This is a genomic window from Streptomyces cyaneus, from assembly GCF_004028635.1.
Taxonomy (GTDB): domain Bacteria; phylum Actinomycetota; class Actinomycetes; order Streptomycetales; family Streptomycetaceae; genus Streptomyces; species Streptomyces cyaneus.
The window spans coordinates 957,981-983,905 of the sequence record NZ_RQJW01000003.1 but is presented as its reverse complement, the minus strand read 5'-3'; the positions used below and the strand labels follow the sequence as shown (position 1 = coordinate 983,905).

The following is a 25,925-nucleotide window of genomic DNA, read 5'->3' as shown; positions in this document are numbered from 1 at the left end:
ATGAGTGACGACCACGTCTATCTGACCCTCGCCGAGGGACACGAGGACGACGCCCGCTGGGCCTACGGCACCGGCTTCGAGGACCCGCTGCACGGCGTGGACACCACGGTGCCGGAGGGCATCGACGCCCGCGAACTGGCGGCCCTGTGCGTCGCGCTGGCCGATGACGCCCTGGTCTCGGCGCAGCGGCTGGCCGAGTGGATCACCCGCGCACCGGAGTTGGAGGAGGAGGTGGCGCTGGCCAACATCGGCCTCGACCTCCTCGGCCAGGCCCGCCTGCTCTACTCCCGCGCCGGCCAGGCCGACGGCACCGGCCGCGACGAGGACGCCTACGCCTACTTCCGCGACGCCGGCGACTTCCGCAACGTACGCCTGGCCGAAGTGCCGAACGGCGACTTCGCGTTCTCGATCGTGCGGCTGCTGATGCTGTCCAGCTGGCGCCTGGCGCACTTCGAGCAGCTGGCGTCGCACCCGGACCCCGTGCTGGCGGCGATCGCCGCGAAGGGCGTCAAGGAGCTGGCCTACCACCGGCAGTACGCCGCCGAGTGGGCCGTGCGCCTGGGTGACGGCACCGACGAGTCGCACCGCCGGACCCGCCGGGCCCTGGAGCAAGTGGCCCCGTACGTGGGCGAGTTGTTCACGGCGTGCGACGTCCGTGACGAGGTCGTCGCCGTGCTGCGCCAGGTCACCGAGGCCGCCGGACTGCCCATGCCGGTGTACCGGCCGCTGCCCGGATCCGGCCGCCACGGCGAGCACACCGAGCATCTCGCGCCGCTGCTGGCCGAGTTGCAGGGCGTGGCCCGCGCCCACCCGGAGGCGACATGGTGACCACCCTCCTCGACGCACGGCGCGCCCGGCACATCGCCGCACAGGTGCCGGACCCCGAGCTGCCCATGCTCACCCTGGCCGACCTGGGCGTCCTGCGAGGCGTCGAGCTGGCCGAGGACGGCACGGTGGTCGCGAGCCTGACGCCGACCTACTCGGGCTGCCCGGCCATGGCCGAGATGCGGGCGGACGTCGCGGCGCGGCTGCGTGACGAGGGGTACACGCGCGTGGAGATCCGCACGGTCCTCGACCCGCCCTGGACCAGCGACTGGATCACCCCGGCCGGCCGCCGCAAGCTCGCCGAGCACGGCATCGCCCCGCCCGGCCCCGCCGCACCGCGCAGCGGTCCCGTCCCGCTGGTGCTGTCACCCACCCGGCAGGCGGTGTCCTGCCCGCGCTGCGGGTCGGCGGACACCGAGGAGACCTCCCGCTTCGCCGCCACCTCCTGCAAGGCGCTGTGGCGCTGCCGCGCCTGCCGCGAGCCGTTCGAGTACGTCAAGGAGATCTGAATGGAAGGCCTGAGGGAAGAGCCGACGGCCCGGACAGATGCGGCTCCGGGCACCCCGGCCCCGACCGGCCCGGTCGCGGGCGTCGCGGGGTCGGCGGGCCCGGCGGCGGGCGTCCCGGCCGCCGCCGCTCCGACTCCGGCCGCCCCCACCCCTGACGCCCCGGCTTCGGCCGCCCAGGCCGCTCCGGGCCCGGGCGCGGCGGCTGCGCCGGCTCCGGGCACCCCTGGGTTGCAGGCCGAGGGTGGGATCGGCCCCGCCCCGGCGGTACGCCCGCGCCCCCGCCGCCGTCCGGCCTTCCACGCCCTGCGCGTCGCCGCCGTGACGCCCCTGTGCGCGGACGCGGTCGCCGTCGGCTTCGACATCCCGGCGGAGCTGGCCGAGGAGTTCGCCTTCGAGCCGGGGCAGTCGCTGACGTTGCGGCGCGAGATCGAGGGGCGGGACGAGCGGCGGTCTTACTCGATCTGCTCGCCGGTCGGGTCGAGGCCGCGGATCGGCGTACGGGTCGTGCCCGGGGGCCTTTTCTCGTCCTGGCTCGTCGACGACGTACGCCCCGGTGACACTGTCGAGGTGATGGCCCCCACCGGCGCCTTCACGCCCGACCTCACCACCCCCGGCCACCACGTGCTGATCGCGGCGGGCTCCGGCATCACGCCGATGATGTCCATCGCCGAGTCCGTCCTGGCCGCCGACCCCCGCTCGACGGTCACCCTCTTCTACGGCAACCGCCGCACCGAGACAGTGATGTTCGCCGACGAGCTGGCGGACCTGAAGGACCTCTATCCGGCCCGGTTCCAGCTGGCGCACGTGCTCTCCCGCGAGCCGCGCGAGGCCGAGGTGCTCTCCGGCCGTATCGACGCCGACCGGCTGTCGACGCTCATCGACGCGCTGGTCGACGTGACGACCGCCGACCACTGGTGGCTGTGCGGCCCGCACGGCATGGTTCGGGACGCGCAGCGGGTGCTGGAGGGACTCGGCGTGCCGGCGGAGCGCGTGCACCAGGAGCTGTTCTACGCCGACGACGAGCCCGTCCGAGAAGTGCACCACGAGGAAGGCGGCCCGCAGGGGCCCGTCAGCCAGGTCACCATCACCCTCGACGGCCGTTCCACCACCGCGGCCCTGTCGAGGGAGCGGACCGTCCTCGACGGTGCCCAACGCAGCCGCCCCGACCTGCCGTTCGCCTGCAAGGGCGGCGTCTGCGGCACCTGCCGGGCCCTGGTCACCGACGGCAAGGCCGACATGCGGCGCAACTTCGCCCTGGAGGAGGCCGAGGTGGCCGCCGGATACGTCCTGACCTGCCAGTCGTACCCGGTGTCCGAGACGTTGACGGTGGACTACGACAGCTGACCGGCGGTAAGCGCCGATCGGCAGCGGCCGGAAGACTTGAGTGGCGAGGAAAGCGAAGGGACTAGTTAAAGGAGGTTGAGAAGGAAGCCCCTTCATGGCCTCGCCACGACGAACGCTACCAGTCAGGCCGGGATCAGGTCGCGCAGATTTTCGGGAGTGAGGATCCGCGAGGCCGGGTGCAGCCCGTCGGGGCGCTGCAGACCGATGTAGGTGACGGGACCCTCCGGGAGCGTCTTGCCGTCCCACAGGGTCGTCGTCGTGGCCTCCATCAAGTCCGTCAGGTAGCGCACCGTCAGCTGCTCCCGCTCCACGACACCGCGCAGCAGCGTCGCCACCGACACCCGGTTGCCCTCGACACGGTTGGACGCCGGGTTGCCCTTCAGATACAGGTGCAGCCACTTGGCGCGCCACCGCCCGTCCTCCCCACGCTGGAACGCCAGCGGCAGAGCCACCCGGCCGGGACCGCGCAGCTCCGACTTCATACGCACGGTGCGCGGCTCGAAGGGACGCCCCTGCTGTTCGCCCTCGCGCACCATGAACCCGAAGAACGACTCCTCGACCTCCTCGAAGCCCTCTCCGGAGAAGAGGTTGACCTGCGGCACGACGAAGGTGCCACGTACGGCGTCCAGCCGCAGGTTGATGAACTCCGAGGCCCCGTCGGGCGCTGCGGTGATGTCGCCGGAATGCTCGCCCTCGACTTCACGGAGGTTGGTGTACGACAGCCAGGAGACGGTGTTGTAGCCGGCGTCCAGCATCAACGCCGACAGGTCGTAGTCCGTGGTCCGGCTCGCCTCCTTCCAGTACACGAAGAAGCGCAGCAGCTCGCCGTCGACCCGCGTCACCGAACCGCGCGGCAGCACGCCGAGGCCGGACGCCGTCGCCCTGCCGCTGAGCGGCAGCGCGACGTCGAGGACGTCCGGGTCGATCAACAGATGGACCGGAGCCGGCAGACGGCGCCGCAACTCCGCGTCGAGCGCGGCGATCAGGCGCTGCCGCTCCGGCGGCAGCACGGGCGGACGGTCGTCCTCGGCGACCCAGGCACGGCCGAGCCGGTTCACGAACACGCGGCGCTCGCCGGTCTCCCGTGCGCGGTTGGCGAGGTGTTCACGAACCGACAGCACGACCCGCCCGGCGACCTGCGGGGCGACCTCCTCGGCAGCGGCCACCACCGCGTCGCGCTCCTCCTGCGTGAGGGCCATGCGCAGCAGCCGGTCCAGGGCGCGGAACAGCTTGCCCGGCGCGGGCTTCAGCAGCTTCACGGCGCCGGTGACGTCGTTCATGCCGAGCAGTTCCTCGACCCGGCTGTCGAACGAGCGGGCCTCCTTCTCGCCCCGCGCGACGGCGAACACATCGGCGGCGTGCGGCCACTGCGGGTACTCGTGCGGGTGCAGCCGCTCACCCAGCCGCTTCCAGGCCTCCCGATGCGCGTGGACGTCCGCCAGCTTGGCGGGCGCGGCCGCGACCACCGAGTCGAGACCCGCCAGCAGAGCACGGCGCACCGGTCGGGAAAGCCCCCGCAGCCGCGTCGGCTCCAGCAGCGTCACATCACCGCCCGACAACGCACAGGCCAGCCGCAGCACATCGGTGACCGTGTCCAGCAGCAGCGCCGAACCGGCCCGCAGCCGAGCCCGGTTGACCACGGCTCGGTTCTCCCGGACCGGGATCTCCTCGGGCTGCGGCCCATCGACGCACACCTCGGCGAGCACCTCGAGATCCCGCCGGTCGTCCTCGCCGAGCGGGGTGCTGCTGCCCGCCAACGCCAGGTACAGGGCGGTGACTTCGGCGTCCGCGTCGCCGCCCAGGTGCAGCACCGTCATACGGTCGCCCGCCGCCGCGATCAGCTCCTCGTGGTGGCCGAGCATCTCGGCGTACGTGTGCTGGTAGCGGCCGTACGACGGAAGGGTGAGCAGGTCGACGACACCATCGCTCAACTGCTCCAGAACGCTCGCGCGCGTCGCGTCGTCGGCGAGGGCCTCGGCGATGCAGCCCATCCAGAAGTCGTAGGTGTCCGGCACGTTGGCCGGGAAGTCGATGAAGTACGTGTTGTGCCGCACATGGTCTCCGACCATTTCGCGGACCGTGCCCAGCGTCCGCACCGCGGCGTCGACGACCGTCCCCTCGGACAGCCCCGACAGACGGGCCAGCAGCTCCGCCGAGAGCTTGAAGCCGACGGACATCAACGCGGCATCGAACTGCCGTGCCGCGACGGCGCCTTCCCCGGCGGGACCCGCAGGGGAGGGGAGACGGTGGGTGTGCCGGACGACCAGGGGTTCGAGACGGTGGACCATTCCCGGATGATCCCGCATGCGTACGCGCGTTCGCATGCGGGTTTTCTATATCGAACACGGTTTTCCTCACGCGTCGCACTAGTCATATGTGCGGAGTTTTGACGGGTATCGCACGCGGTTCGGCCGGGCATCGTTAGTTGGCGGGGTTTGAGGGTGAGAGGGGAACAATGCCGTCGTCGTCGATGCGGTTGGCCGATGCACAGTCACAGCCGGTGCTCAGTCCGCCGGCGCCTGTCGCCGTCTTCCTGGTGGTCACGGTCGAGCCGGGCGGCGAGCCCGAGGTGCGCGATCTGCTCGCCGGGCTCGCGGGGCTGGTACGGGCCGTCGGATTCCCCAGTCCCGACGGCGGCCTGTGCTGCGTCGCCGGAGTGGGTTCCACGGCCTGGGACCGGCTGTTCGGTGATCCGCGCCCCCAGGAGCTGCACCCCTTCAAGGAGCTGGAGGGGGCACGGCACCGCGCCGTGTCGACCCCCGGCGACCTGCTCTTCCACATCCGTGCCGCCCGCCCGGACCTGTGCTTCGCCCTGGCCGCCGAGATCATGAAGCGGCTGCGCGACGCGGTCACCGTCCAGGACGAGGTCCAGGCCTTCGCCTACTTCGACTCGCGCAACGTCCTCGGCTTCGTCGACGGCACCGAGAACCCGGTCGGCCAGGCGGCGGCCGAGGCGGCGGTCGTCGGTGACGAGGATCCCGCGTTCCGTGGCGGAAGCTACGCCATCGTCCAGAAGTACCTGCACGACGTGGACGCCTGGGAGGCCCTGGCGGTCGAGGCCCAGGAGAAGGTGATCGGCCGCTCCAAGCTGACCAACATCGAACTCGACGTGCCCGGCTCCCACAAGGACGTGAACACGGTCACCGGCCCGGACGGGGAGGAGCTGGAGATACTGCGCGGCGCCATGCCGTTCGGCAGGCCCGGCCACGGCGAGTTCGGCACGTACTTCATCGCCTACGCCCGTACGCCCGAGATACCGGAGGCCATGATGAGGAAGATGTTCCTCGGCGGCCCGGAATCCGGCCCCGACCCCATCCTCGACTACTCGCGGGCCGTCACCGGGACGCTCTTCTTCATCCCGTCGGTGACCTTCCTGGAGGCGATCCCGGAGCGGTCCGTCACGGACTGAGCCGGAATGAGACGTGGGCGGGTTCCGTTCCGGGCCGGGCTTCGGCGGACGGAACGGAACCCGCCCACGGCGAGAGGGTGTGGGTGAGGTCAGGAGCCCTCTGCCGAGCGCTCCGCGTTGCGCTCCTTCAGACGGGCCGCCTCCTTGCGGACCTCGGCCTGCGTGGCGCGCTCCTTGAGCAGCCACTCGGGCTGCTCCTGCTTCAGCGCCTCGATCTGCTCGGTGGTGAGGGGCTCCGTGACGCCGCCGCGGGCCAGGCCCGCGATGGACACGCCGAGCTTCTGCGCGACCACCGGGCGGGGGTGCGGGCCGTCGCGTCGCAGGTCGCTCAGCCACTGCGGCGGGTCCGCCTGCAGCGCGTTCAGTTCCGCGCGCGTGACGACACCCTCCCGGAATTCGGCGGGGGTGGCTTCGAGGTACACACCCAGCTTCTTGGCCGCGGTCGCAGGCTTCATGGTCTGGGTGCTTTGGTGCGACGTCATGGTCCCAAGGGTATCGACCGGTGGAACCGCCGCCGACCACGGCCGGTAACCTGGCCAGGTGACAGGCTCGGAAGTACCCCCTTCGTCCGCGGAAGCAGCCGCTTCCTTCCGGCTCGCGTACGTCCCGGGAGTGACACCCTCGAAGTGGGTGCGGATCTGGAACGAGCGCTTCCCGGACGTCCCCCTGACCCTGCACGCGGTCACCGCCGCCGAGGCGTCCGACCTGCTGCGGAACGGCGCCGCCGACGCCGGGTTCGTACGGCTGCCGGTCGACCGTACGTTCTTCAGCGCGATCCCCCTCTACACCGAGACCACGGTCGTCGTCGTCCCCAAGGACCACGTCATCGCCGCCGTGGACGAGGTGAGCACGGACGACCTGGCCGACGAGGTCCTCTTCCACCCCCTCGACGACGTCCTCGACTGGGAGCGGCCACCGGGGCAGCCTGCCTTCGAACGCCCCGCGACCACCGCGGACGCCGTCGAGCTCGTCGCGGCGGGCGTCGGCCTGCTCGTCGTACCCCAGTCGCTGGCCCGTCTGCACCACCGCAAGGACCTCACCTACCGGCCGCTCGTGGACGCCCCCCAGTCGGGCATCGCCCTGTCCTGGCCGGAGGAGGCGACCACCGACCTGGTCGAGGACTTCATCGGCGTCGTCCGCGGCCGCACGGTCAACAGCACCCGGGGCCGCACCACGTCCCAGACCCCGGCCGCCACGGAGCAGCCGAAGCGCAACCGCCCGGACACCGGCGGCAGCCCACGACGCCAGCCCGGCACCGGCACCGGCCGGCGCGGCGGCTCCGGCGGTGCCAAGGGAGCCAAGGGAGCCAAGGGCACCCGGCGAGGCAAGCCCGGCCGCCGGTCGTAGCGGACGGCAGTGAGCCACCGGCACCCTCATCCGGTGGACCCCGTGAGCCTGCGCCCGAGGTCGCGCAGGTCCTTGCCGATGTTGGAGCGGACCTGGCGGGCCATGAGCGGGGCCGCCAACCGGGCGAGGCTGCCGGGGCCGCCCCGGACGCGGATGCGTGCGAGGGTGCCGTCCGGGTGCGGGTCGAAGGCGTAGGTGACGTGCATCGGCATCGGTCCGGCCACGGACACCATGTCCAGCAGCCGCGGGAACTCGTACGCCGCCACGCGCAGCACGTAGTCGATGCGCCGGCCGAGAAAGTACGCGGTCCGGGTGACCTCGGCGCCGACCCCGAAGCCGCCCCCGTCGGCCTCGCGGGTCAGCTCCGCGGTGCGGATGCCCTGGGTCCAGTCGGCGTCGTGGCGCCAGTCCATGGCGTACTCGGCCACCCGCTCGGGCGGGAACGGGATCACTCGCTCCGCCGATACGTCGATCGTCATCGTGCCGCCGCCCTGTCAGGCTTGTGACCACTGACTCCAGGATCCCCGCACCGGGCGCCGAGCGCGCGGCGGCGCGGGGATCCGGGCGTCGGATCAGGGGGCGTACGTCGCCTGTTCCGCCGTGGTCACGACCTTCTGCCCGTCGGCCTGGCTCAGCAGACCCGCCGTCACCCACGCGTTCACGGTGGACCGCACACGTGTGACCAGCGCATTCTTGCCGCTGAACGGCGCCCCGGCCCAGATCTCGTCCAGGAGCGTGGTGCCGTCGGACTTCGCGGGATTGGCGACACCGGAGTCGGTGCTGCCGAGGATCACCCGGGGTTCCGAGCGCCGGAAGTAGGCGTGGGTCGGGTCCTCGGTGCCCTCGAAGAAGGGAGCGAACTCGGTGCCGCCCAGGGTGTAGTGGAGGGGTTTGCCGGACACCGGGGTGAGGGACGGCAGCAGGTCGCCGGAGAGCCCGGCGTTGCGGTACAGGCCCAACTGGAGGTAGTCGGTCGAGGAGCTGCGGCCGACCAGGTTGACCGGGCCGTAGAACAGGGTCTGCAGGGACGGGTCGTCGAGGGCCTTCTCGACTCGGAGCCGGAACGGGAGGGTGACGCGCACGGTGTCGCCGCTGCGCCAGGTCCGGGACATGGTGAAGTAGCTGCCCGCGGCCGGAGTGCCGCTGACCGCACTGCCGTTGACCGTCACCTTGAAGCCGCCGGTCGCCCAGGACGGCACGCGCAGCTTCAGCTCGAACGACGCGCTGCCCCCGCCGATGGTGATCGTGGAGCCCTGCTCCCTGGGGTAGTCCGTCGCCTGTGTGACCGTGACGCCCTTCTCCGACCAGGTGAGAGTCGAGGGGCTGTAGAGGTTCACGTACAGGGCGGAGCCGTCCGCCTTCTTGAAGTACACCGAGTCCTGGTACTTCGTGGCGCTCTCCATGCCCGTGCCCTCGCAGCAGGTCGTGCCCTGCTTGGGGGTGTAGTCGCGCACGTGACCGGGCTTCAGGCCGATGAAGTACGTGACGAGCGGCTTCTCCGCGTCGGCCTTGTCCTGCTTGGAGCCGAGCACCTGGTTGTACAGGGCCCGCTCGTAGTACTCCATGTACTTCGGGTCCTGCTCGTGGAAGAACAGCGTCCGGCTCAGCTTGAGCAGGTTGTGCGCGCAGCAGGTCTCGGCGTTGGTGTCGCTGATCGTGCCGGCGACGACCCCGCGGGCTTTCCAGAACTCGCCCGTGCTCGTCCCGCCGATGCCGTACATGCGGGGCGGGACGACCATGCCCCAGAAGTTCTTCGCGGCGGTGAGGTAGCGGGCCTCGCCCGTCGCGTCGTACAGCCGGACGTAACCGGTGAAGATCGGGATGTGCTGGTTGGCGTGCAGGCCGTCCAGGATGTCGGTGTTCGCGGCGCAGGCGTCTATGAGCCGGTCGAGGTCGAACAGCTTGGCCAGGGCGAGGTGTTCGGCCTTGCCGGTGATCGAGTGCAGGTCGACGATCGTCTCGACGATGCCGCCGAACTCGCCGCTGGAGAAGATGCCCCACATCCGCTGGAGGGTGGCGTCGGGCAGCTTGGACAGCCGGGAGTACATCCAGTCGCACATGCCCGACGCGAGGTCGAGGGCACGGGCGTCGGCGGTGGCGAGGTGGGCGTCCAGCAGGCTCTTGAGGATCTTGTGCGCGGTGTAGTACGGCGCCCACACCTTGGTGTAGTCCCCGCTGGTCATCGACTCCAGCTCGATGAACTGCGTCTCCGGATACGCGGCGAGGAACCCGGGGTGGCTCGGTCCGCCCCAGGTGCGGCGCAAGGTGGCGGTCAGGGCTCGGCCGGAGGCGTCCGCGAAGGTGCCGCCGGTCGTCTCGAAGAAGTCGTACGACGCCAGGTTGCCCCGGCCGGCCGCCGTCGCCGAGGCACGGTTGCTCTGCAGCGCCGTGATCTCGGCGGCGGTCAGCGCCCGCGACCAGACGTTGAACTCGTCGTAGGCGCCGGCGAACACCGGGTCGCCGGAGAAGTTCGAGCGGCCGAGCCAGTTGTTCGCCAGGGTGCCCAGCGCCGCCGGGTTGAGCGTCATCGACGTGTTCGTGGCGACGGCCGTTCCGTTGACGTAGAGCGTGCCGGTGCCGCCGCCGATCGTCACCGCCAGGTGGCTCCACTGGTTCAGCGGCAGCGCGGCGTTGCCGTTGAGGCCCTGCTCGCCGCCGGGTCCGTTGGTGGTGATGGCGAACCGCGGGACGCCGCTCGCATTGCGCCCGGCCAGGTACATGTACCGGGTGTTGTTGTTGCCGAAGTCGAAGACCCGGGCCCAGTTGGCGTTGTGGGTGGGCTTCACCCAGGCCGACAGGGTGATCGCGGAGGCACCGCCGAGCACGGCGGCCGGCAGGTCCACGTACTGGTACGAGCCACGCACGTTCTCCTGGGCGGTGCCGAACTTTCCGGCGACGCTGAGCATCCGCGGGTCGCGGCGCAGCGCCTCGCGCACCTCGCTCAGCGCCCCGACCATGGTCCCGATCTTGTCGGCGTACGCCTGGTCCCCGGTGCTCGCGTACGCCTGCGACAGCATGCTCAGGAAGTGACCGGTGTAGTGGCCGCGGAGATTGCCGTTGGCCTCGCCGTCCAGCCCCTCCCAACCGCCCGGGGCGACCGCGCCGCCCGTGGAGAGCCCGGCGTTGGCGCGGAAGACCTGCAGGAGCCGGTTCACGTCGTAGCCCCGGCCGTGATCGAGCATCAACTGCCGCTTGCCGGCGAAGATGCCTGGTCTGAGGGCCACGTCGCCCAGGCCGAAGGGCTGGACGGTCCAGGCGGACGGAGCGGCAGCCACGGCCTGCACCTCCGGAACGGCGGCCGAGGCTCGGCCTGTTGCGGCGAACGAGACTGCGGGGGTCGCTGCCGCCAGCGCCGCGGCCTGGAGAAGGGATCTTCTGGAGAGGGGCGGTGCCATGTGTGCTCCTCCACGGTCAACGCATGTTGGGGGGTTCGATATTACGAACGCTGTGCGAATGGTCGACCAGACGCTATGCGGGGGTCGAGAAGGCGTCAACGGTGCTGACGGGATTGACGCTCAGGAATGGGGAGGGCGGGGCACGCGGGCCAGGGCGGCTCTGATGGTGTCGGCGGGGTCGGGGACGGGGATGCCGAGTTGGTTCAGGAGGGAGGTGATGTGGCGGATGCTGGTGTGTTTGCGGAGGGCTGTCTTGTGCAGGTACTGGAGCGGCTGAAGGAGAGGCCTTTCGGGAGGCTGTCGTGTGACGTCGCAATGTTGCAGGCGTGCAGGCGTGCAGGCGTGCAGGCGTGCAGGCGCTTCGCGATCGTGGCGGGTCGGTCTCCCAATTGCCGTGAGGCCAGAAGGACTTGGCTGAAGGGAACCACCTCGTCCCTGTTGGTGAACCGGATGGCCAGGTGCGCCGCCCAACTCACTTGCGGGCTCGCCCAGTTCGGCCTCCGGCTCCCGCAGGGCGCGCTGGACGAGCGCGTCACTCTCCTCCACGAAGAGCTCGTACGCCTCCCTGAGGGGCCCGGCGTTCGGGTCGGGGTGCAGGGACCAGGGGCGGACCTCCGCCAGCCGTGCCACGCGCCGCAGGTAGTGGACCCGGTGGGGGAACGGGAACAGGACGAGGAGGGCCGCCTCGGCCGGGTAGAGGTCCAGGCCGGCCGATGGGAGCTGACCTGTGGGCGGAGCTTGGGGTGGCTCGCCGAGCAGCCACTCGACGCTGTCCAGGAACACGGTCGCGATCCGCGCGTCGCACCAGGGGTCCTGCTCCAGTAACCGTTCCAACTCGTCCCGCATGCCAGCCAGTCGGGTCGCGACAGGCTGCCACCTGTCGGCGGTGGTGGCCCGTGTCGCGGCCGGCCGACACGTGCTGCCAGACGCAGGACTCGAGGGCCTCGTGCACCCAACGGTCCGACGTGACGGGTTCGGCCTCCGACGACGGAGCAGCCGTATGAAAGTGAACCTTCCCGATCGACTGGGCCTGGACAACGGCTCTCGCCACTGTGTCGCCGCCCACGACGTTACGGGTGCCGCCCTCCGTCAACCTGCCGCTCCCTTGTGGCATTTCCCCAGAATCCAGAGGAGCGTCGCCCGGGCGTGGCTGGTTTCGGAGGATGAGCAACTGCAGGTCAGCCGTCGAAGAACGGCTCGGCATCATGAGGCCCGCGCATCACGGGTGGTGATGCGTGAGGACGAAGTCCAGCGCCGCGCTCACGTTCACCAGTCCCGCTCCGGTGGCCTCGTCCGGGCCGCGGCGGGCCGGGATGTCGAAGGCGTTCGTGCCGGTGGTGACGTCGGTGGCGGTTCTGGCGAGGGCGTCGGCGACCTCGTCGGGCGTGAGGCCGGGGCGGGCCTCCAGGAGCAGTGCCGCCGCTCCCGCGATCTGCGGTGCCGCCGCCGACGAGCCCGAGAACAGTGCCCAGCCGTCGTTGTGTGTCGTCCCGTCGTCCGCGTCGCTCTCCTCCACGTCGATCTTGCAGCCGGGCGGGATCGGGAGCATGAGGTACTGGGCCAGCGGCGCCAGACCGACCAGTCCGGAAACCGTGGGGACGACGACGCCGTCGAACCAGGGGCTGGCGTAACCGCTCGTGTAGTCCGACGCCCGCAGCTCGCCCTGCGGACCGGAGAACACCCCGCCGACCGAGAGCACTCCGGGAACCTGCGGCTCGATCGAGAAGTGACCGTTGCCCGCGGCGAAGACGACGACGATGCCCTCCTCCAACGCGTCCCGGATCTCCAGCGCCCACAGCCGGTCGAGCTCGGGCAGTGGCCCGTCCTCGGGGAAGCGGGCCCGCGTGCCCCAGGAGTTCGTCAGTACCTGCGGCCCTCGCGCCTTCGCACGCAGAAAGGCCCCCATGGCGGCGACGAGAACGCCTTCCCGGTTGCTCGCCCGATACGGGCGCAGGCGCACGCCGGGCGCCACGGCGAAGATGTTCGCCGACTCACCCGTGCCGTGCCCGACGGGATCCTCCGCCGCATCGGTACCCGACACCACCGACACGGTATGGGCGACGTCGTAGTCGTGCGCGGTGAAGTACGCGTGAGGGGCCTGTCCCGTGTCCACCATGGCTACCTTCACGCCCCGCCCCACGCGCCCCTGCTCGTGTGCGGGCGTGGCGTTGAGGAGTCGGGCGACGTCGTCGGGAAGGCTGAGGTGGAAGTTCGCGACCATGGGCGGATCGGCCGTTGCCGGGTGCAGCCGCATGGGCACGCGCGGCTCCTCCAGCGCGACGGCCTCGATGGCGTCCTCACCGGGCGCGGCGCCGATGCCGAGGGCTCGGGGCTGACGGTCACCGATGATGTCCAGGTGCGTCACGGAGCGCTCTCGGCTCATCTCTACCCGCTGGCGCACCTCGTAGCTGACGATCCTGCCGGTGGTCAGCTGTTCGTACGCCGCCGGCGAGCCGGCCACGGCGAATCCCAGGCGGCTCTCGGCGGTCACCGTCAGCCCGGCCTGGCGGGCGTACTCCTTGGCCCGTTCCCGGACACGCTCCTCGGCCCGAAACGGCGCGGTCGACTCGAAGCGCCCCGCCTGGGTCATCGGTACCCCGCCCTGCGACCGCGCGGCCACATAGCCGTAGACGGTGTCCGGAACGTTCTGCTCGTAACTGGGCGTCTTCGCAGCAGCCATCGGTCCCTCCGGGAAGATGGAGCTCGGACGCATGCGTCACGGCAGCCGACCACGCGCGCCGAGCATGAGTGTCGGCAAGGAGGTGACGGACCTCGCTGTGTTCGCGAGTGCCTGTGGAACGGCTCGTTCGGGAGCGCGTACCAGCCTCAATCCTCCCATTGGTTGCCTGTCGCCGCAAAAGGTGCTAATCCGAACCCCAGTTGACCAGTTGACCAGTTGACCAGTTGGTCGCTCGGCTCGGTCGGCCCAGGTGCCGGTGGTGGTCAGGAGGAGGCTGCCACCGACCGTACGAGCCAGTCGTACGCTCCCCGCGCCGTGAACTCCCTCTGTCCGCCCCGCAGTAGCAGGCCGGCCGTCGCGAACTCCGGGGCGTCCGCCTGGGCGGCCACGTACGGGATCGCGATGCAGCGCATCCCGGCCGCGTGCGCGGCGGCGACGCCGGGGGCCGCGTCCTCCAGCACCACGCAGTCGCCAGGGGCCGCACCGAGCCGGCGGGCCGCCTCCAGGAAGACGTCGGGGGCGGGCTTGCCGCGCTCGACCTCGTCGGCCGAGACGACGGTGCGCAGATGGGCGGCCAGGCCCGTGCCGGCGAGGATCGCCGTGATGGCCCGGTGCGACGAACCGGAGGCCACGGCCATCGGGACCTTCTCGGTCGCCAGCAACTCCACCAACTCGCGCATCTCGGGGTACGCGCGCGTGGCGTTGCGGGCGAGTTCCAGATAGCGGCGGTTCTTGGCCGCGAGCAGCTCGTCGACGGAGGCCCGCAGACCGTACTCCCGCTTCCAGAGCGTGACCGTCTCCAGCGTGCTGATACCGACGTACCGCTCGTGATCCGTCCAGGTGAAGTCGGGAACCCCGTGCTCGGCGAGGACTTGGCGGCCCGCCTCGAAGTAGTTGGGCTCGCTGTCCACGAGCGTTCCGTCGAGATCGAAGATGACCGAGGTGCCGCTGAGACCGCTCATGGCCCCAGGATGCCAAAGGTCATTTCCGGGCCGACGCCCGCCCGATCGACTCCACCAGCGGCAGCAGCCGGTGCGGGACGCGCTCGCGCAGGGCCACCTCGGTACGGGTGCGGACCACGCCGGGCAGACTGATCAGCTTCTGGATCACGTCCTCCAGGTGGGCGTTGTCGCGGGCGACCACCCGGGTCAGCAGATCCCCGCCGCCCGTGATCGAGAAGGCCTCGACGATCTCCGGTACGGCGGCGAGCGCATCGCCCACGTCGTCGAGATGGCCCTGGGTGACCTCGATGTGCACGAAGGCCAGCACCGGGTGGCCGAGGGCGGCGGGGGACAGTGCCGGCCCCGTGCCGGTGATCACACCGTCCCGCTCCAGCCGGTCGAGCCGGGCCTGCAGCGTGCCCCGCGCGACGCCGAGGATGCGGGCGTACTCGCGCACGCTCGTGCGGGGCTGGTCCAGCAGCAGCCGCAGGATGCGGGTGTCGAGCTCGTCCACGGCCATGACGCGCGGCCCCTCCTCGTACGTGGTCCGTTGGCTCGCTGGTGGACGGTCCGGGACCGAAATGTCTGTGCCAATGGCCCAGCATATTCGATGACACTTGAGCCAGCCGCCCCGGCAATGCTGCAATGGGACCGTCGATGGCGCTGCGGACCCCGCGGCGCCTTTTTCATGCCGGTGCAAAGGGGCGGAAAGCAGTGCTGAAGAGGGTGTTCGTGGCGCCGGACCCGGGCCGGGTGCGCCTGCGCTTCGCCGTGCGGGCCGTCCTCGGCATCGGGCTCGCGGTCGTCGTCTGCGCATTGGCCGGCCACTCCCTCGTCGGCACCGTCACCGGCGGTCTCGCCGCACTGCTGGCCCTTTTCACCGTCACCGATGCCACGATCCGCGGACAGGCGGTCACCACCGCGCTGCTGCCGCTCGTCGGCCTTCCCGTCCTCGCGGCGGCAGCCGAACTGCACGACCACCCGGTCGCTCGCGACCTCACCTTCCTCGCCGTCGTCGGTGCGGGCGTGTACGCCCGCCGTTGGGGGCCGCGCGGGCACAGCCTCGGCGTGTTCGCATTCATGACCTTCTTCGTCGCCCAATTCCTGCACGCCGGCCCGGGGCAGCTGCCCGAGCTCTACGCCGCCGTACTGCTGTCCCTGCTGACCGCGGCGGCGGTGCGCTTCGGCCTCTGGTGCTACGAGCGCCGCCTGCCCCCGGCCCCCGCGCCGGCCCCGCCTGGCGGCACCGGCCTGGCCCGCGTGACCACGCGCCAGGCGATCCAGGCCACCGCCGGCGCGGGCTTCGCCCTTGTGGTGGGCCAGCTGGTGTCCGGACAACGCTGGTACTGGGCCGTCGGCGCCACCTGGTGGATCTTCGTCAACACCACCTCGCGCGGCGAGACCCTGGTCCGCGGCTTCCGCCGGGTCCTCGGCACCGTGATCGGCATCGGCCTCGGCCTGCTCGTCGCCGTCCCGCTGAACGGCGCGGGAATCCCGACGGCCGCGCTCCTCGCCGTCTGCGTCTTCGGCATCTTCTACAGCGCCGCCGTCTCCTATACCTGGATGATGCTCTGCGTCACGGTGCTCGCCGAGCTCCTCTACGGCCTCCTGGGCGTCCTCGACCCCGCCCTGCTGGCGCTGCGGCTCGCCGAGACCGGCGTCGGGGCGCTGGGCGCCGTGCTGGCCGTGCTGCTCGTCCTGCCCATCACCACCCACACCGTCACCGACGCCTGGATCCAGCGGGCCCTGCGCTGTGTCCACGCGGCCACCGCCGAGGCCGCCGCCCGCCTCGCCGGTGACGAGACCGCCGACCCGGCCTCGCGGGTGGCCGAACTGGAACAGCTGCTCGGCCGGGTACGGCTCTCGGTCGCTCCGCTCGTGCACCCGCTGAACCCGATGCCGGCCCGCAAGCGGCGCGCCCGCCGCGTCCTGGCCCTCCTCGACGACTGCGCCCGGGAGATCCGCGGCCTGGCCGCCGTCGCCGCCGACCCGGAGGCCTCGCACGACGCCCGTCTGGCCGCCGCGTGCTGGCGCGTCGAGGCCGCGGTCGAGGCGCTCACCGGCGGCACGGACATCACCGCCCCCACCGAGCAGCCGGTGGCGTCGGACCCCGCGCTGGCCCATCTGCACGGCCTGGAGCGAGCCCTGGCCGAGCTGGCCCAGCCGCTGCGCACACCGTCCGGTTCGTCCGGTTCGCGGCTCGTCGGAGCCTGAGGGCGCCGCCGGTGGGAGGCTCGCGGGTGAGTAGTCGGAGCAGTTAAGTCGCTTTATCGACCACCTAGAGGGTGGATCAGGCCATCCGCCGGGTAACTTCGCGCCATCGGATGCACGGAACCCGCGAGCCGCGCGGGAGCGGCCCGCGGGTGAGTCTCAACCTCAACCTCGCGGACGTCGACCGCATCGCCGACGATTCGGCGACTTGGTCTAGACCGATAGTGATCCACTGCTACCGTCACCCCGGACGGCACCCGACCGGAAGGGGACAGCGGTGGCAGACGTCGGCAGGCGGGAAAGAGGGGGAAGGCGGGCCTATATCGGGTCGTTCACGGCGGCCGGAGGCCATGGCATCACCACGGCGTCCGTGGCCGCGGGCAGCGGCGCGCTGACCGTCCTGAGCGGCGTGGACGACGTGCCCGACCCCGCGTACCTGGCCCTGTCGCCCGACGGCGACACGCTGTACGCGGTCAGCGAGACGGCCGACGGCGCGGTGGTCGCCTACCGCCTCACCGGGGGCAAGCCGGAGCTCATCGGATCACCGGTGCCTGTGGGCGGCAGCGGACCCACCTACCTCAGCCTGTTCGCCGGCCACGTCCTGACCGCCAACTACGGCTCCGGCAGCGTCACCATCGTGCCCGTCCACCCTGACGGTGCCCTCGCGGACGCCCCCTCCGCCGTCCTCCAGCACACCGGCTCGGGCCCGCACACGCCACGTCAGCAGGGCCCGCACGCCCACCAGGTGCAGCCCGACCCGAGCGGCCGCTGGGTCGTCAGCGTCGACCTCGGTACCGACTCGGTCCGGGTGTGCACGCTGGCCGACGGCACACTCGACGTACACCGGGAGATCGCCCTGCGGCCCGGCTCGGGCCCCCGCCACCTGGCCTTCCATCCGGGCGGCACCTACGCGTACGTCCTCAACGAACTCACCCCCACCGTCACCGTCTGCCACTGGGACGCCGACGACGGCAGCCTGAAGCCGCTGGCCGAGACTCAGGTGCTGCCGGCCGCCCCGGCCGGGAACGCCTATCCGTCGGGGATCGTCGCCTCACCCGACGGCCGCTTCGTGTGGACCGCGACGCGCGGCGAGGACGTGCTGTCGACGTTCGCAGTGGAAGGGGAGGAGCTGCGGCTGGTGGGGGCGGTGACCTGCGCCGGGCACTGGCCACGCGCGATCACCGAGGCGGGAGGCTTCCTGTACGTCGCGAACGAGCGCTCCGGTGACGTGTCCTGGTTCGCCGTCGACCCGGCCACCGGGCTCCCGCGCTACGAGGGCTCGATCGAGGCGCCTGCGGCGTCCTGCGTGGTGATCGGCCAGGCCATCGACGAGGCATGACCGGACGCCGCCAGGGATGCCCATGGGTATTCGAGGGGTGGCCGACGGGCGCCCATGAGTGTCCAGGGGCGCTCAAGGGACGCCGAAGGCCCGCTCCCGGGTGAGGAGCGGGCCTTCGGCGTCAAGGCTGTGACGTGCGCGTCAGCGGACCGGCGTGCCCTGCGGCTGCTGCGGGGCGATGCCCAGCGCCGTCGTGTACTTCGACAGGGCGAGCTTCCCGATCGCCGGGTACGGGCCGAGCGCCTCGGCGGCGGAGCAGCCCGCCTCCTGGGCGGCCTGAGCGACCAGGCTCGGGTCGATCTCCGGCCCTATCAGGTACGGCGCCAACGCCAGCTGCTGCGAGCCCGAGGACCGCAGCTGCTCGGCAACGGCCGTGATCGAGCCGTCCTGGTCCAGGGCCGCCGCCATCACCGGCACGGCCAGGCGCGCGGCGAGCAGCATGCCGGTGATCCCGGCCGCCTGCACGGCCTCCTCGCCACCGACGGAGGCCAGGATGATGCCGTCCGCGGCCGTGGCCACGGTGAACAGTCGGGCACGGTCGGCGCGGGCCAGACCGGCCTCCGACAGACGCACGTGCAGCGCCTCGGCGAGCAGCGGGTGCGGGCCGAGCACATCGGTGAGGTCGGCCGCGACCCGGCTGTCCATCACGGCCTGGCGGATGACGCGCAGCAGCGCGCTGTCCGGGCCGGCCAGCAGCGGCACGACGACGGCGACGGGGCCCTCCGGCTCCTTGACCTCCACACCAGCGGCGAGCGCCTGCTCATAGCGGGCGGTGCGCTCCTCCGCGGCGTGCACGAGCACGGACTGGATCGTGAGGAACTCCACGTCATCGCCGTCGACGTACCCGATCCGGGCGTCGAGACCGGGGAGCTCGGAGCGGGCGATGCTCACGACCTCCTCGGCGAGGCCGCGGGTGGCGGCGCTAGGCGTGCCCGGCACCGCGAGGACGAGCGCGGGCGCGCCCTCGGGAGCCGCCAGGGGCTCGGGTCGGCGGTGCCGCCCGGGCTGACGAGGTCGCGGCATTCGTACTGGCAGGCCGGACGCGGGCCCAGTGGGGGAGCTCATGGCGACGCATGTTACTGGCTTCCTGGGCTCCCCTGTTCGGGGAGGGTGCAGGTGAGCGGTATCCGTCCATATTTGTCTGATTGAGTTACGTGCGGTGTGGAAGCGGACGGCGTAGGTGGATCAGTCCCTCTTTCCGGTCACCACGTGGAGCATCGCATCGTCACTCGGCAGAGTGAGCGCGCCCGCCGCCAGATCGGTCGCGATGCGCACCGCCCCCTGCAACGGATCCCCGGCGGCCGGTACCCGCCGAGCGTGCGGCAGCCGCTTCGCCAACTCCTCCTCCAGCGGTACGAGAAGAGGGGCGCCCAGCTTGAACAGGCCACCGGTGAGCGCGACTTGGGGCTCTCCGGTGGTGGGGCAGACGGCGGCCGCCGATTCGGCCATGTGCCGTGCGGCAGCCCGCAGGATGTCCGCGGCGACCGGGTCGACGTCGGCGCAGGCCGCCACGTGGGGGGCGAAGGAGGCGAGGACGGCCGGCCGGTCCGGGCGCGGATAGAGCTTGCCGGGCAGCCTTCGCACCGGGCCGAACAGTTCCTCGGCGCGGGCCAGCAGCCCGGCCGAGCCGCCGGGCCGCCCGTCGTGCGCGCGCAGCGCCGCCTCCAGCCCGGCCCGCCCGATCCAGGCACCGCTGCCACAGTCACCGAGCAGATGCCCCCAGCCGTCCGCGCGGCGCCAGCGCGTCAGATCCGTGCCCATCGCGATCAGCCCCGTACCGGCGGCGACCACGGCACCGGGCCGGGGTCCGAGGGCGCCGACATAGGCGGTGACGGCATCGGCGACGAGGGCGACCCGCCCGACACCGAACTCCCGCTCCAGCGCGGCGGGCAGTTCGGCGCGCAGTCCGTCGCCCAGGCTGGCGAGCCCGGCGGCACCGACCACGGCCGCCCCAAGCCGAACGACGCCGGATTCGGCCACCAACGCCCGCACCATGGGCACCAGTTGCTCCATCAGGTGCCCGGCGTCGATACCCCGGTCCCCGGTGCGCACAGGGACGCGGGACTCCCGCCGGGCCGCCACCCCCTGTTCTACGGTGCCGACGACGACGCGCATCCCCGACCCTCCGGAGTCGACGGCGAGGAACCCGGAGGCGTCGGTCACGGCAGGCGCCAGTCCACCGGCTGTCCTCCCTGTCGGATCAGCAGGTCGTTGGCCCGGCTGAACGGGCGGGAGCCGAAGAAGCCGCGGTCGGCGGACATGGGGGAGGGGTGGGCGGACTCCACCGACGGGAGGTTTCCGAGGAGGGGCCGCAGGTTGCGGGCGTCGCGGCCCCAGAGGATGGACACCAGCGGCTTGCCGCGGCCGGCCAGCGCACGTATGGCCTGCTCGGTGACCTCCTCCCAGCCCTTGCCGCGGTGGGCGGCCGGCTTGCGCGGGGCCGTCGTGAGCGCCCTGTTGAGCAGCAGCACGCCCTGCTGGGTCCACGGCGTCAGATCGCCGTTGGACGGCTGCGGCAGCCCCAGATCGGTGTTGAGCTCCCGGTAGATGTTGATGAGGCTGCCGGGCAGCGGACGCACGTCGGGCGCCACCGAGAACGACAACCCCACGGCATGTCCCGGGGTCGGATACGGGTCCTGTCCGACGATCAGGACCCGTACGTCGTCGAAGGGCTGCTGAAAGGCCCGCAGGACGTTCGGCCCGGCCGGTAGATAGGTGCGTCCCGCGGCGATCTCCGCACGCAGGAAGTCGCCCATCCCGGCGATCCGTTCGGCAACGGGTTCCAGGGCGTTCGCCCAGCCCGGTTCGAGGATTTCATGCAAGGGTCGTGGTGCCACGGGCGTCACCCTACTGCCGTACCGGCAGCGGTGATCAACCAGTGGCCAAGGCCGGCCCGTAAGCCCCGGCGACGCGGACGACTCATGCGATCACCGCGGCCCGCACGCACAGCACGTCCGGCAGATGCGACGCCAACTGCTGCCAGCTGTCGCCGTCGTCGGCCGATGCGAACACCTCGCCGTTGCGGTTGCCGAAGTACACGCCCGCCGGGTCCGCGTCGTCCGTGCAAAGCGCGTCGCGCAGCACCGTGCCGTAGTGGTCCTCCTGCGGCAGTCCCGCCGACAGCGGCTCCCACGTCTTGCCCGCGTCCGCCGTACGGAAGACACGACATCGGTGGTCGGCGGGCACGCGGTCGGCGTCGGCGTTGATCGGGAACACGTACGCCGTCTCGCCGCGGTGGGGGTGTGCGGCCGCCGCGAAGCCGAACGTGGACGGCAGGCCCTCGCCGATGTCCGTCCAGTGTGCGCCCGCGTCGTCGCTGCGGTACACGCCCCAGTGGTTCTGCAGATAGAGGCGGTCCGAAGTCGCCGCGTCCTGCGCGATCTTGTGGACGCACTGGCCGAACTCCGGGTTCGGATCCGGCAGGAACACCGCGGAGACGCCGTAGTTGGAGGGCGTCCAGCTCGCGCCGCCGTCGGCGGTCTTGAACACCCCGGCCGTCGAGACGGCGACCGTCACGGCCTGGGGGTCGCGCTTGTCGGTGATCACGGTGTGCAGGCCCTCACCGCCGCCCCCTGGCACCCACTTCGACCGGGTCGGGTGCTCCCACAGCGGGCGGACCAGCTCGAAGGTCTCGCCGCGGTCCTCCGAGCGGTACAGCGCGGCCGGTTCCGTGCCCGCGTACACCACGTCCGGCTCCGCGGCCGCCGGGTGCAGCTGCCACACCCGCTCCAGGGAAGCCTCCGTGTCCTTCGGGAACTTGACGGCCGGCTGGGCCGGTTCGGTCCACGTACGGCCCAGGTCGTCGGAGTGGAAGACCGACGGGCCCCAGTGCGCGCTGTCGCCGCCCGCCAGCAGCCGCGGACGCTCGCCCCGCGTGTCGATGGCGACGGAGTACATCGCCTGAGCGTTGAAGTACGGACTCTCGTCGAACTCCCAGGTGCCACCTCGCCTCCGCCCGATGAACAGGCCTTTGCGCGTGCCCACGGCGAGCAGTACCTCGGTCATGCCGATCACCTCCGCGACGTCTTTGTCCCAGACACCGGCCAGTCTGCACCCCGGCACTGACAGTCACCTCTGGAATGGACTGCGTCGCAGGTCAGGGCGGCGAGGATAGCTCGGCGTCGCGGGCCGCGGGGCGCTTTCACGAAGACGCCCGCGGCGGCCGCGTGACCCGTGCCACGGTCGACTCCCGGTACGTGCCGTGAGCATCCGCCTGTCGTCTCCCGTATGGGAGGGCGGTCGGTCCGGCTGGTTCGTGCGCTCATGAGGAGGAAGCCTTCGATGGCGTTCCGTGGTCCGAAGGTGTGGCTGTGGCGTTGGCGGCGCAATCCGCTCAAGCGCCGGGCCGATGCGGTGGAGGCCTGGGTACTGCTCGCCGCCTGGGCGCTCACCGCCCTCGCCGGAGTGCTCGCCGGCCTGACGACGGCCGGCACGGTGGAGCAGGGAATGGCCCGGGAGCGCGTCGAGTGGCGCCCCGCCGTCGCCCTGCTCACCGAGCAGGCGCCGGGCACGACCGACTCGCGCACCGGCACCTCGACCGGCGCGAGTGTGTGGGCGAAGGTCCGCTGGAGCGCGCGGGACGGTTCCGCGCACACCGGCCAGGCCCGCGTCCGGCCCGGCAGCGGCGTCGGCACGCCGGTCACCGTCTGGACGGACCCCCAGGGCCGCCTGGTGACCAAGCCCGCCACGCCGTCCGAGGCCCGCTCACGGGCCGCACTGGTCGGCGGCCTCGCAGGCATGTGCGCCGCGTCCGTCCCCTTCATCGCCGGCCGCGCCCTCCGCAACCGCCTGGAGAGCCGGCGCATCGACCAGTGGGGCTACGAGTGGGCACGGTTCGGCCCCCTGTGGGGCGGCCGGACGACGGGCTGACGACTGCACGAGCGCTCAGCGAAGCGTCGCGGCTGCCGTGCCCGTGCCATCTCGCCGCTGCCCGGCCCGCGGATCGCGCCGTACGGCGTCTCGGGGCCGCCGGGCAAGGCCCCGGGGGCGGCCGCGGCGCGCGAAGGGCGCGGTGGCCCTTGGTCGTGAAGGGGGCGGGGCGGTGGCGCCGAGGCGGGGGTGGCCACGGTCCGGGCGGGGTCCTTCCGCGGGGTGTTTACTTCTCGCGCTTTTCGGATCGGTGCGCGTAGCGCGGCGCGCCGCCGCCCTGATCGCGGTGGACGGTGGCGCGCCGGTGGATCCCTGCGCTCGGCGAGGGAGTTGTGGCGTGTGAAGGGCGCGGTGGTCTTGATCGCGAAGGGGCCGGGGCGGTGGCGCCGAGGTAGGGGTGGCCGCGGCCCGGGTGGGGTCCTTCCGCGGGGTGTTTACTTCTCGCGCTTTTCGGATCGGTGCGCGGTTGCGCTCGGCGAGGGAGTTGTGGCGTGTGAAGGGCGCGGTGGCCTTGGTCGCGAAGGGGCCGGGGCGGTGGCGCCGAGGTAGGGGTGGCCGCGGCCCGGGTGGGGTCCTGCCGCGGGGTGTTTACTTCTCGCGCTTTTCGGATCGGTGCGCGGTTGCGCTCGGCGAGGGAGTTGTGGCGTGTGAAGGGCGCGGTGGCCTTGGTCGCGAAGCGGGCGGGGCGGCGGCACCGAGGCAGGGTGGCCACGGCTCGGGCGAGCTGTTCCCGCAGGGCGTTCACCTCTCGCGCCCGTCGGGTCCGCGCGCGGCAGGGGAGTCGCGCCAGAACGCCGGGAAGTCCGGGCCCAGGGTGGTCAGGGCCCTACACAGGGCCGGTTGCAGCCCACGACCACCTCCTGACGACCGAGGCGCGGCGACATCGCGGGCCTACGTCCGCCCAGACGGCAGCCCCGGTCGCGCACCCGGCCACCTGGCTGTGCGAACCCGGGACGAGTCCGGCGACGCCCGCACCCGATCAGTGTTGCCCGACCCCGCGCTGTGGCGGTGTCCGCCGCCGGATCAGCCTTGCCCGATTCCGCGCCCTGCGGTGTCCGTCGCTCGACCAACCCTGCCCCGCTTCACCTCCTGAGGTTGCCCCTGCCCGAGCCCCCGGACCGCACCTCACGCCCCGAGCACCGGACCGCACCCCAAGCCAACGAGCACCCGGGCCCCACCCCACACCCCGAGCGCCGGAACCGCACCTCACGTCCCGAGCACCCGGACCTCACCCCCCCATCCCGAGCCCCCGGACCACACCCCAAGCCCCGAGCACCCAGCCCCACCTCACGCCCCGCCCGGCAGCGCCCGTCCCAGGATCGTGTCCACGTCGGCGGCATCCGGCAGCGTCCCGAACGCGTGCCCCCAGTCGCCGTCGAGTCGGCTCGCGCAGAAGGCGTCGGCGATCGCCGTGGGGGCGTGTCGGACCAGCAGGGAGGCCTGGAGGGTGAGGGCCATCTGCTCGACCAGGCGGCGGGCACCGGCCTCGGAGGCTGTGGTCAGCAGGCCCTTCAGGCGGGTGACGGCCGCGTCCAGCCGGGCGTCCGCCCCCTGCGCCAGGGCGAGTTCGGCGAAGAGCGCCTCTGCGGTGCCCGGCTCCCTGCTCAACGCCCGCAGCACGTCGAGGGCGTTGACGTTCCCCGAGCCCTCCCAGATCGACAGCAGCGGCGCCTCGCGGTAGTGGCGGGGCATGCCCGACTCCTCGACGTAGCCGTTGCCGCCCAGGCACTCCAGGGCCTCCGCCGTGAAGGCCGGGCCCCGCTTGGTGACCCAGTACTTGCCGACGGCGGTGGCGATCCGGCGGAACGCCGCCTCGGCCCCGTCCACGTCGTCTCCGCGCACCGCACGGTCGGCCGCGCCGGCCAGCCGTAGCGTGAGCGTCGTGGCGGCCTCGGACTCCAGCGCCAGGTCGGCCAGCACGTGGCGCATCAGTGGCTGGTCGATCAGCCGGGCGCCGAACGCGCTGCGGTACCGCACATGGTGCCCCGCCTCGACGAGCGTCTTGCGCATCAGTGTCGCCGACGACATCACGCAGTCCAGTCGGGTGCAGTTGACCATCTCGATGATCGTCTTGACGCCCCGTCCCTCGGGCCCCACCAGCCAGGCCACGGTCCCGTCGAACTCGGGCTCGGAGGAGGCGTTGGAGCGGTTGCCCAGCTTGTCCTTCAGGCGCTGGATGCGGAAGGCGTTGCGGCTGCCGTCGGGCAGGATGCGCGGCACGAGGAAGCAGGACAGGCCGCCGGGCGCCTGGGCCAGCACCAGGAAGACGTCGCACATGGGCGCCGAGGTGAACCACTTGTGCCCACGCAGCGTGTACACGCCGGGCTCCGCGGTCGGCGTCGCCGTGGTGGTGTTCGTACGGACGTCGGAGCCGCCCTGCTTCTCGGTCATCCCCATGCCCGCGAGCAGCCCGCGCTTCTCCGTCGGCACGCGCAGCTCCGGGTCGTACTCCCTGCTGGTCAGCAGGGGTTCGTAGACCTTCGCCAACTCCGGCTGCCGACGCAGCACGGGGACGGCGGCGTACGTCATCGACGTCGGACAGCCGTGCCCCGCCTCGGTGTGCCCCCACACCAGCCCGCCCGCGGTCCTGGCGACATGGGCGCCGGGCCGCTCGTCCGCCCAGGGCGCCGCCGCCAGCCCCTCGGCGACCGCGACCCGCATCAGGTGGTGCCAGCTCGGGTGGAACTCGACCTCGTCGACGCGATGGCCGTACCGGTCGTGCGTACGCAGTTCCGGCTCGTGCCGGTTGGCCTGCTCACCCCACTCCTGCGCCTGCGCGCTCCCGGCCCGCATGCCGAGCCGCCGGATGTCCTCCTCGGCCCACCCGGCACCCTCGCGGCGCACCCCTTCGAGCAGAGCCGCGTCCTCGGAGGCGTCGTACGGGGACAGGGGAGGGGGCTGGTTGGTGACGTCGTGGGTGGCGTACTGCCCGGACAGCTCCTGCGTCACTCCGGGCTGCTCCTGCGCGGGTGTCGAGACCATGCCGTCAGTGTTGCACTGCTGCTGCGGTTGCAGCAATCCTGTAATACGACACCGTCGCCCTGCCACGTACAGTC

21 protein-coding genes are annotated in these 25,925 nt (G+C 72.0%); 8 read left to right on the top strand and 13 right to left on the bottom strand.

From position 1 onward, the window contains the following. Genes paaC through paaE form a run of 3 tightly spaced genes read left to right on the top strand, consistent with a single transcriptional unit; the run spans position 1 to position 2,678 of the window. Positions 1–828 carry a 1,2-phenylacetyl-CoA epoxidase subunit PaaC gene (gene paaC / locus EHO50_RS13330; RefSeq protein WP_128430109.1) on the top strand — a complete coding sequence of 276 codons (828 nt, stop codon included), beginning with the start codon at positions 1–3 and terminating at the stop codon, positions 826–828. Continuing rightward, positions 822–1,334: a 1,2-phenylacetyl-CoA epoxidase subunit PaaD gene (gene paaD, locus EHO50_RS13325; RefSeq protein WP_128430108.1), complete on the top strand. Its 513-nt coding sequence runs from the start codon at positions 822–824 to the stop codon at positions 1,332–1,334. The genes paaC and paaD overlap by 7 nt, the downstream gene beginning before the upstream one ends. After that, a complete protein-coding gene (paaE, locus tag EHO50_RS13320) occupies positions 1,335–2,678 on the top strand; it encodes a 1,2-phenylacetyl-CoA epoxidase subunit PaaE (RefSeq protein ID WP_246101128.1) in 1,344 nt (447 codons plus the stop codon). It abuts the gene before it with no gap. Positions 2,679–2,800: 122 nt separating this feature from the next. Here the strand turns inward: paaE and EHO50_RS13315 are convergent, their stop codons facing one another. Further along, positions 2,801–4,966, bottom strand: a complete 2,166-nt coding sequence (locus EHO50_RS13315; RefSeq protein ID WP_128430107.1) for a TerD family protein — start codon at positions 4,964–4,966, stop codon at positions 2,801–2,803. Positions 4,967–5,133: 167 nt separating this feature from the next. On the opposite strand from EHO50_RS13315, the gene EHO50_RS13310 reads away from it, so the two are divergent. Further along, positions 5,134–6,087, top strand: coding sequence for a Dyp-type peroxidase (locus tag EHO50_RS13310; RefSeq protein WP_128430106.1), 954 nt, complete (start codon positions 5,134–5,136; stop codon positions 6,085–6,087). Positions 6,088–6,176: 89 nt separating this feature from the next. On the opposite strand, the gene EHO50_RS13305 is transcribed toward EHO50_RS13310, so the two are convergent. After that, a complete protein-coding gene (locus EHO50_RS13305; protein WP_128430105.1) occupies positions 6,177–6,569 on the bottom strand; it encodes a DUF5997 family protein in 393 nt (130 codons plus the stop codon). A 58-nt stretch (positions 6,570–6,627) separates the two neighbouring features. Here EHO50_RS13305 and EHO50_RS13300 point away from each other — a divergent pair, with 58 nt between their 5' ends. Next, complete coding sequence (locus EHO50_RS13300; protein WP_128430104.1) at positions 6,628–7,434, top strand: LysR family substrate-binding domain-containing protein; 807 nt, start codon at positions 6,628–6,630, stop codon at positions 7,432–7,434. Between the two features lie 26 nt (positions 7,435–7,460). On the opposite strand, the gene EHO50_RS13295 is transcribed toward EHO50_RS13300, so the two are convergent. From EHO50_RS13295 to EHO50_RS13270, 6 genes are all read right to left on the bottom strand, one after another. Then, positions 7,461–7,913 (bottom strand): SRPBCC family protein, encoded by a 453-nt coding sequence (locus tag EHO50_RS13295; protein WP_128430103.1) that lies wholly within the window; start codon positions 7,911–7,913, stop codon positions 7,461–7,463. 93 nt (positions 7,914–8,006) lie between these two features. Beyond that, positions 8,007–10,829, bottom strand: a complete 2,823-nt coding sequence (locus EHO50_RS13290) for a beta-L-arabinofuranosidase domain-containing protein (RefSeq protein WP_128430102.1) — start codon at positions 10,827–10,829, stop codon at positions 8,007–8,009. A gap of 120 nt (positions 10,830–10,949) precedes the next feature. Beyond that, positions 10,950–11,867: a hypothetical protein gene (locus EHO50_RS13285; RefSeq protein WP_425472165.1), complete on the bottom strand. Its 918-nt coding sequence runs from the start codon at positions 11,865–11,867 to the stop codon at positions 10,950–10,952. Between the two features lie 181 nt (positions 11,868–12,048). Further along, positions 12,049–13,509 carry a S8 family serine peptidase gene (locus EHO50_RS13280; RefSeq protein ID WP_128430100.1) on the bottom strand — a complete coding sequence of 487 codons (1,461 nt, stop codon included), beginning with the start codon at positions 13,507–13,509 and terminating at the stop codon, positions 12,049–12,051. Positions 13,510–13,772: 263 nt separating this feature from the next. Further along, entirely contained in the window at positions 13,773–14,471 is a 699-nt protein-coding gene (locus tag EHO50_RS13275; RefSeq protein ID WP_128430099.1) for an HAD family hydrolase, read from the bottom strand. Positions 14,472–14,490: 19 nt separating this feature from the next. Continuing rightward, positions 14,491–14,970, bottom strand: coding sequence for an Lrp/AsnC family transcriptional regulator (locus tag EHO50_RS13270; RefSeq protein ID WP_128430098.1), 480 nt, complete (start codon positions 14,968–14,970; stop codon positions 14,491–14,493). A gap of 194 nt (positions 14,971–15,164) precedes the next feature. Here EHO50_RS13270 and EHO50_RS13265 point away from each other — a divergent pair, with 194 nt between their 5' ends. Both EHO50_RS13265 and EHO50_RS13260 read left to right on the top strand, forming a co-directional pair. Next, the gene (locus tag EHO50_RS13265) at positions 15,165–16,664 is read left to right on the top strand and encodes an FUSC family protein (RefSeq protein ID WP_128430097.1); all 1,500 of its coding nucleotides are present in this window, start codon (positions 15,165–15,167) and stop codon (positions 16,662–16,664) included. Between the two features lie 274 nt (positions 16,665–16,938). Beyond that, positions 16,939–18,000, top strand: coding sequence for a lactonase family protein (locus EHO50_RS13260; protein WP_128430096.1), 1,062 nt, complete (start codon positions 16,939–16,941; stop codon positions 17,998–18,000). 141 nt (positions 18,001–18,141) lie between these two features. On the opposite strand, the gene EHO50_RS13255 is transcribed toward EHO50_RS13260, so the two are convergent. The 4 genes from EHO50_RS13255 to EHO50_RS13240 all read right to left on the bottom strand — a co-directional run bounded on the left by EHO50_RS13255 (position 18,142) and on the right by EHO50_RS13240 (position 22,005). Further along, positions 18,142–19,065: a sirohydrochlorin chelatase gene (locus EHO50_RS13255; RefSeq protein ID WP_128430095.1), complete on the bottom strand. Its 924-nt coding sequence runs from the start codon at positions 19,063–19,065 to the stop codon at positions 18,142–18,144. Positions 19,066–19,185: 120 nt separating this feature from the next. Further along, the gene (locus tag EHO50_RS13250) at positions 19,186–20,163 is read right to left on the bottom strand and encodes an N-acetylglucosamine kinase (RefSeq protein ID WP_128430094.1); all 978 of its coding nucleotides are present in this window, start codon (positions 20,161–20,163) and stop codon (positions 19,186–19,188) included. Beyond that, entirely contained in the window at positions 20,160–20,837 is a 678-nt protein-coding gene (locus EHO50_RS13245) for a uracil-DNA glycosylase (RefSeq protein ID WP_128430093.1), read from the bottom strand. The genes EHO50_RS13250 and EHO50_RS13245 overlap by 4 nt, the downstream gene beginning before the upstream one ends. An 82-nt stretch (positions 20,838–20,919) precedes the next feature. Next, positions 20,920–22,005, bottom strand: a complete 1,086-nt coding sequence (locus EHO50_RS13240) for a WD40/YVTN/BNR-like repeat-containing protein (protein ID WP_164904831.1) — start codon at positions 22,003–22,005, stop codon at positions 20,920–20,922. Between the two features lie 276 nt (positions 22,006–22,281). On the opposite strand from EHO50_RS13240, the gene EHO50_RS13235 reads away from it, so the two are divergent. After that, positions 22,282–22,869, top strand: coding sequence for an Rv1733c family protein (locus tag EHO50_RS13235; RefSeq protein WP_128430091.1), 588 nt, complete (start codon positions 22,282–22,284; stop codon positions 22,867–22,869). A gap of 1,287 nt (positions 22,870–24,156) precedes the next feature. Here the strand turns inward: EHO50_RS13235 and EHO50_RS13225 are convergent. Next, positions 24,157–25,851, bottom strand: a complete 1,695-nt coding sequence (locus tag EHO50_RS13225; protein WP_128430089.1) for an acyl-CoA dehydrogenase family protein — start codon at positions 25,849–25,851, stop codon at positions 24,157–24,159. Positions 25,852–25,925 lie beyond the last annotated feature (74 nt).

Bases quoted from the DNA above. Each gene is read 5' to 3' on its own strand.
- EHO50_RS13275 (WP_128430099.1), bottom strand. From the start codon at position 14,471: ATGAGCGGTCTCAGCGGCACCTCGGTCATCTTCGATCTCGACGGAACG.
- EHO50_RS13295 (WP_128430103.1), bottom strand. From the start codon at position 7,913: ATGACGATCGACGTATCGGCGGAGCGAGTGATCCCGTTCCCGCCCGAG.
- EHO50_RS13255 (WP_128430095.1), bottom strand. From the start codon at position 19,065: ATGAGCTCCCCCACTGGGCCCGCGTCCGGCCTGCCAGTACGAATGCCG.
- EHO50_RS13225 (WP_128430089.1), bottom strand. From the start codon at position 25,851: ATGGTCTCGACACCCGCGCAGGAGCAGCCCGGAGTGACGCAGGAGCTG.
- paaC (WP_128430109.1), top strand. From the start codon at position 1: ATGAGTGACGACCACGTCTATCTGACCCTCGCCGAGGGACACGAGGAC.
- EHO50_RS13305 (WP_128430105.1), bottom strand. From the start codon at position 6,569: ATGACGTCGCACCAAAGCACCCAGACCATGAAGCCTGCGACCGCGGCC.
- EHO50_RS13270 (WP_128430098.1), bottom strand. From the start codon at position 14,970: ATGGCCGTGGACGAGCTCGACACCCGCATCCTGCGGCTGCTGCTGGAC.
- EHO50_RS13280 (WP_128430100.1), bottom strand. From the start codon at position 13,509: ATGGCTGCTGCGAAGACGCCCAGTTACGAGCAGAACGTTCCGGACACC.
- EHO50_RS13235 (WP_128430091.1), top strand. From the start codon at position 22,282: ATGGCGTTCCGTGGTCCGAAGGTGTGGCTGTGGCGTTGGCGGCGCAAT.
- EHO50_RS13310 (WP_128430106.1), top strand. From the start codon at position 5,134: ATGCCGTCGTCGTCGATGCGGTTGGCCGATGCACAGTCACAGCCGGTG.
- EHO50_RS13315 (WP_128430107.1), bottom strand. From the start codon at position 4,966: ATGGTCCACCGTCTCGAACCCCTGGTCGTCCGGCACACCCACCGTCTC.
- EHO50_RS13290 (WP_128430102.1), bottom strand. From the start codon at position 10,829: ATGGCACCGCCCCTCTCCAGAAGATCCCTTCTCCAGGCCGCGGCGCTG.
- paaD (WP_128430108.1), top strand. From the start codon at position 822: ATGGTGACCACCCTCCTCGACGCACGGCGCGCCCGGCACATCGCCGCA.
- EHO50_RS13240 (WP_164904831.1), bottom strand. From the start codon at position 22,005: ATGACCGAGGTACTGCTCGCCGTGGGCACGCGCAAAGGCCTGTTCATC.
- paaE (WP_246101128.1), top strand. From the start codon at position 1,335: ATGGAAGGCCTGAGGGAAGAGCCGACGGCCCGGACAGATGCGGCTCCG.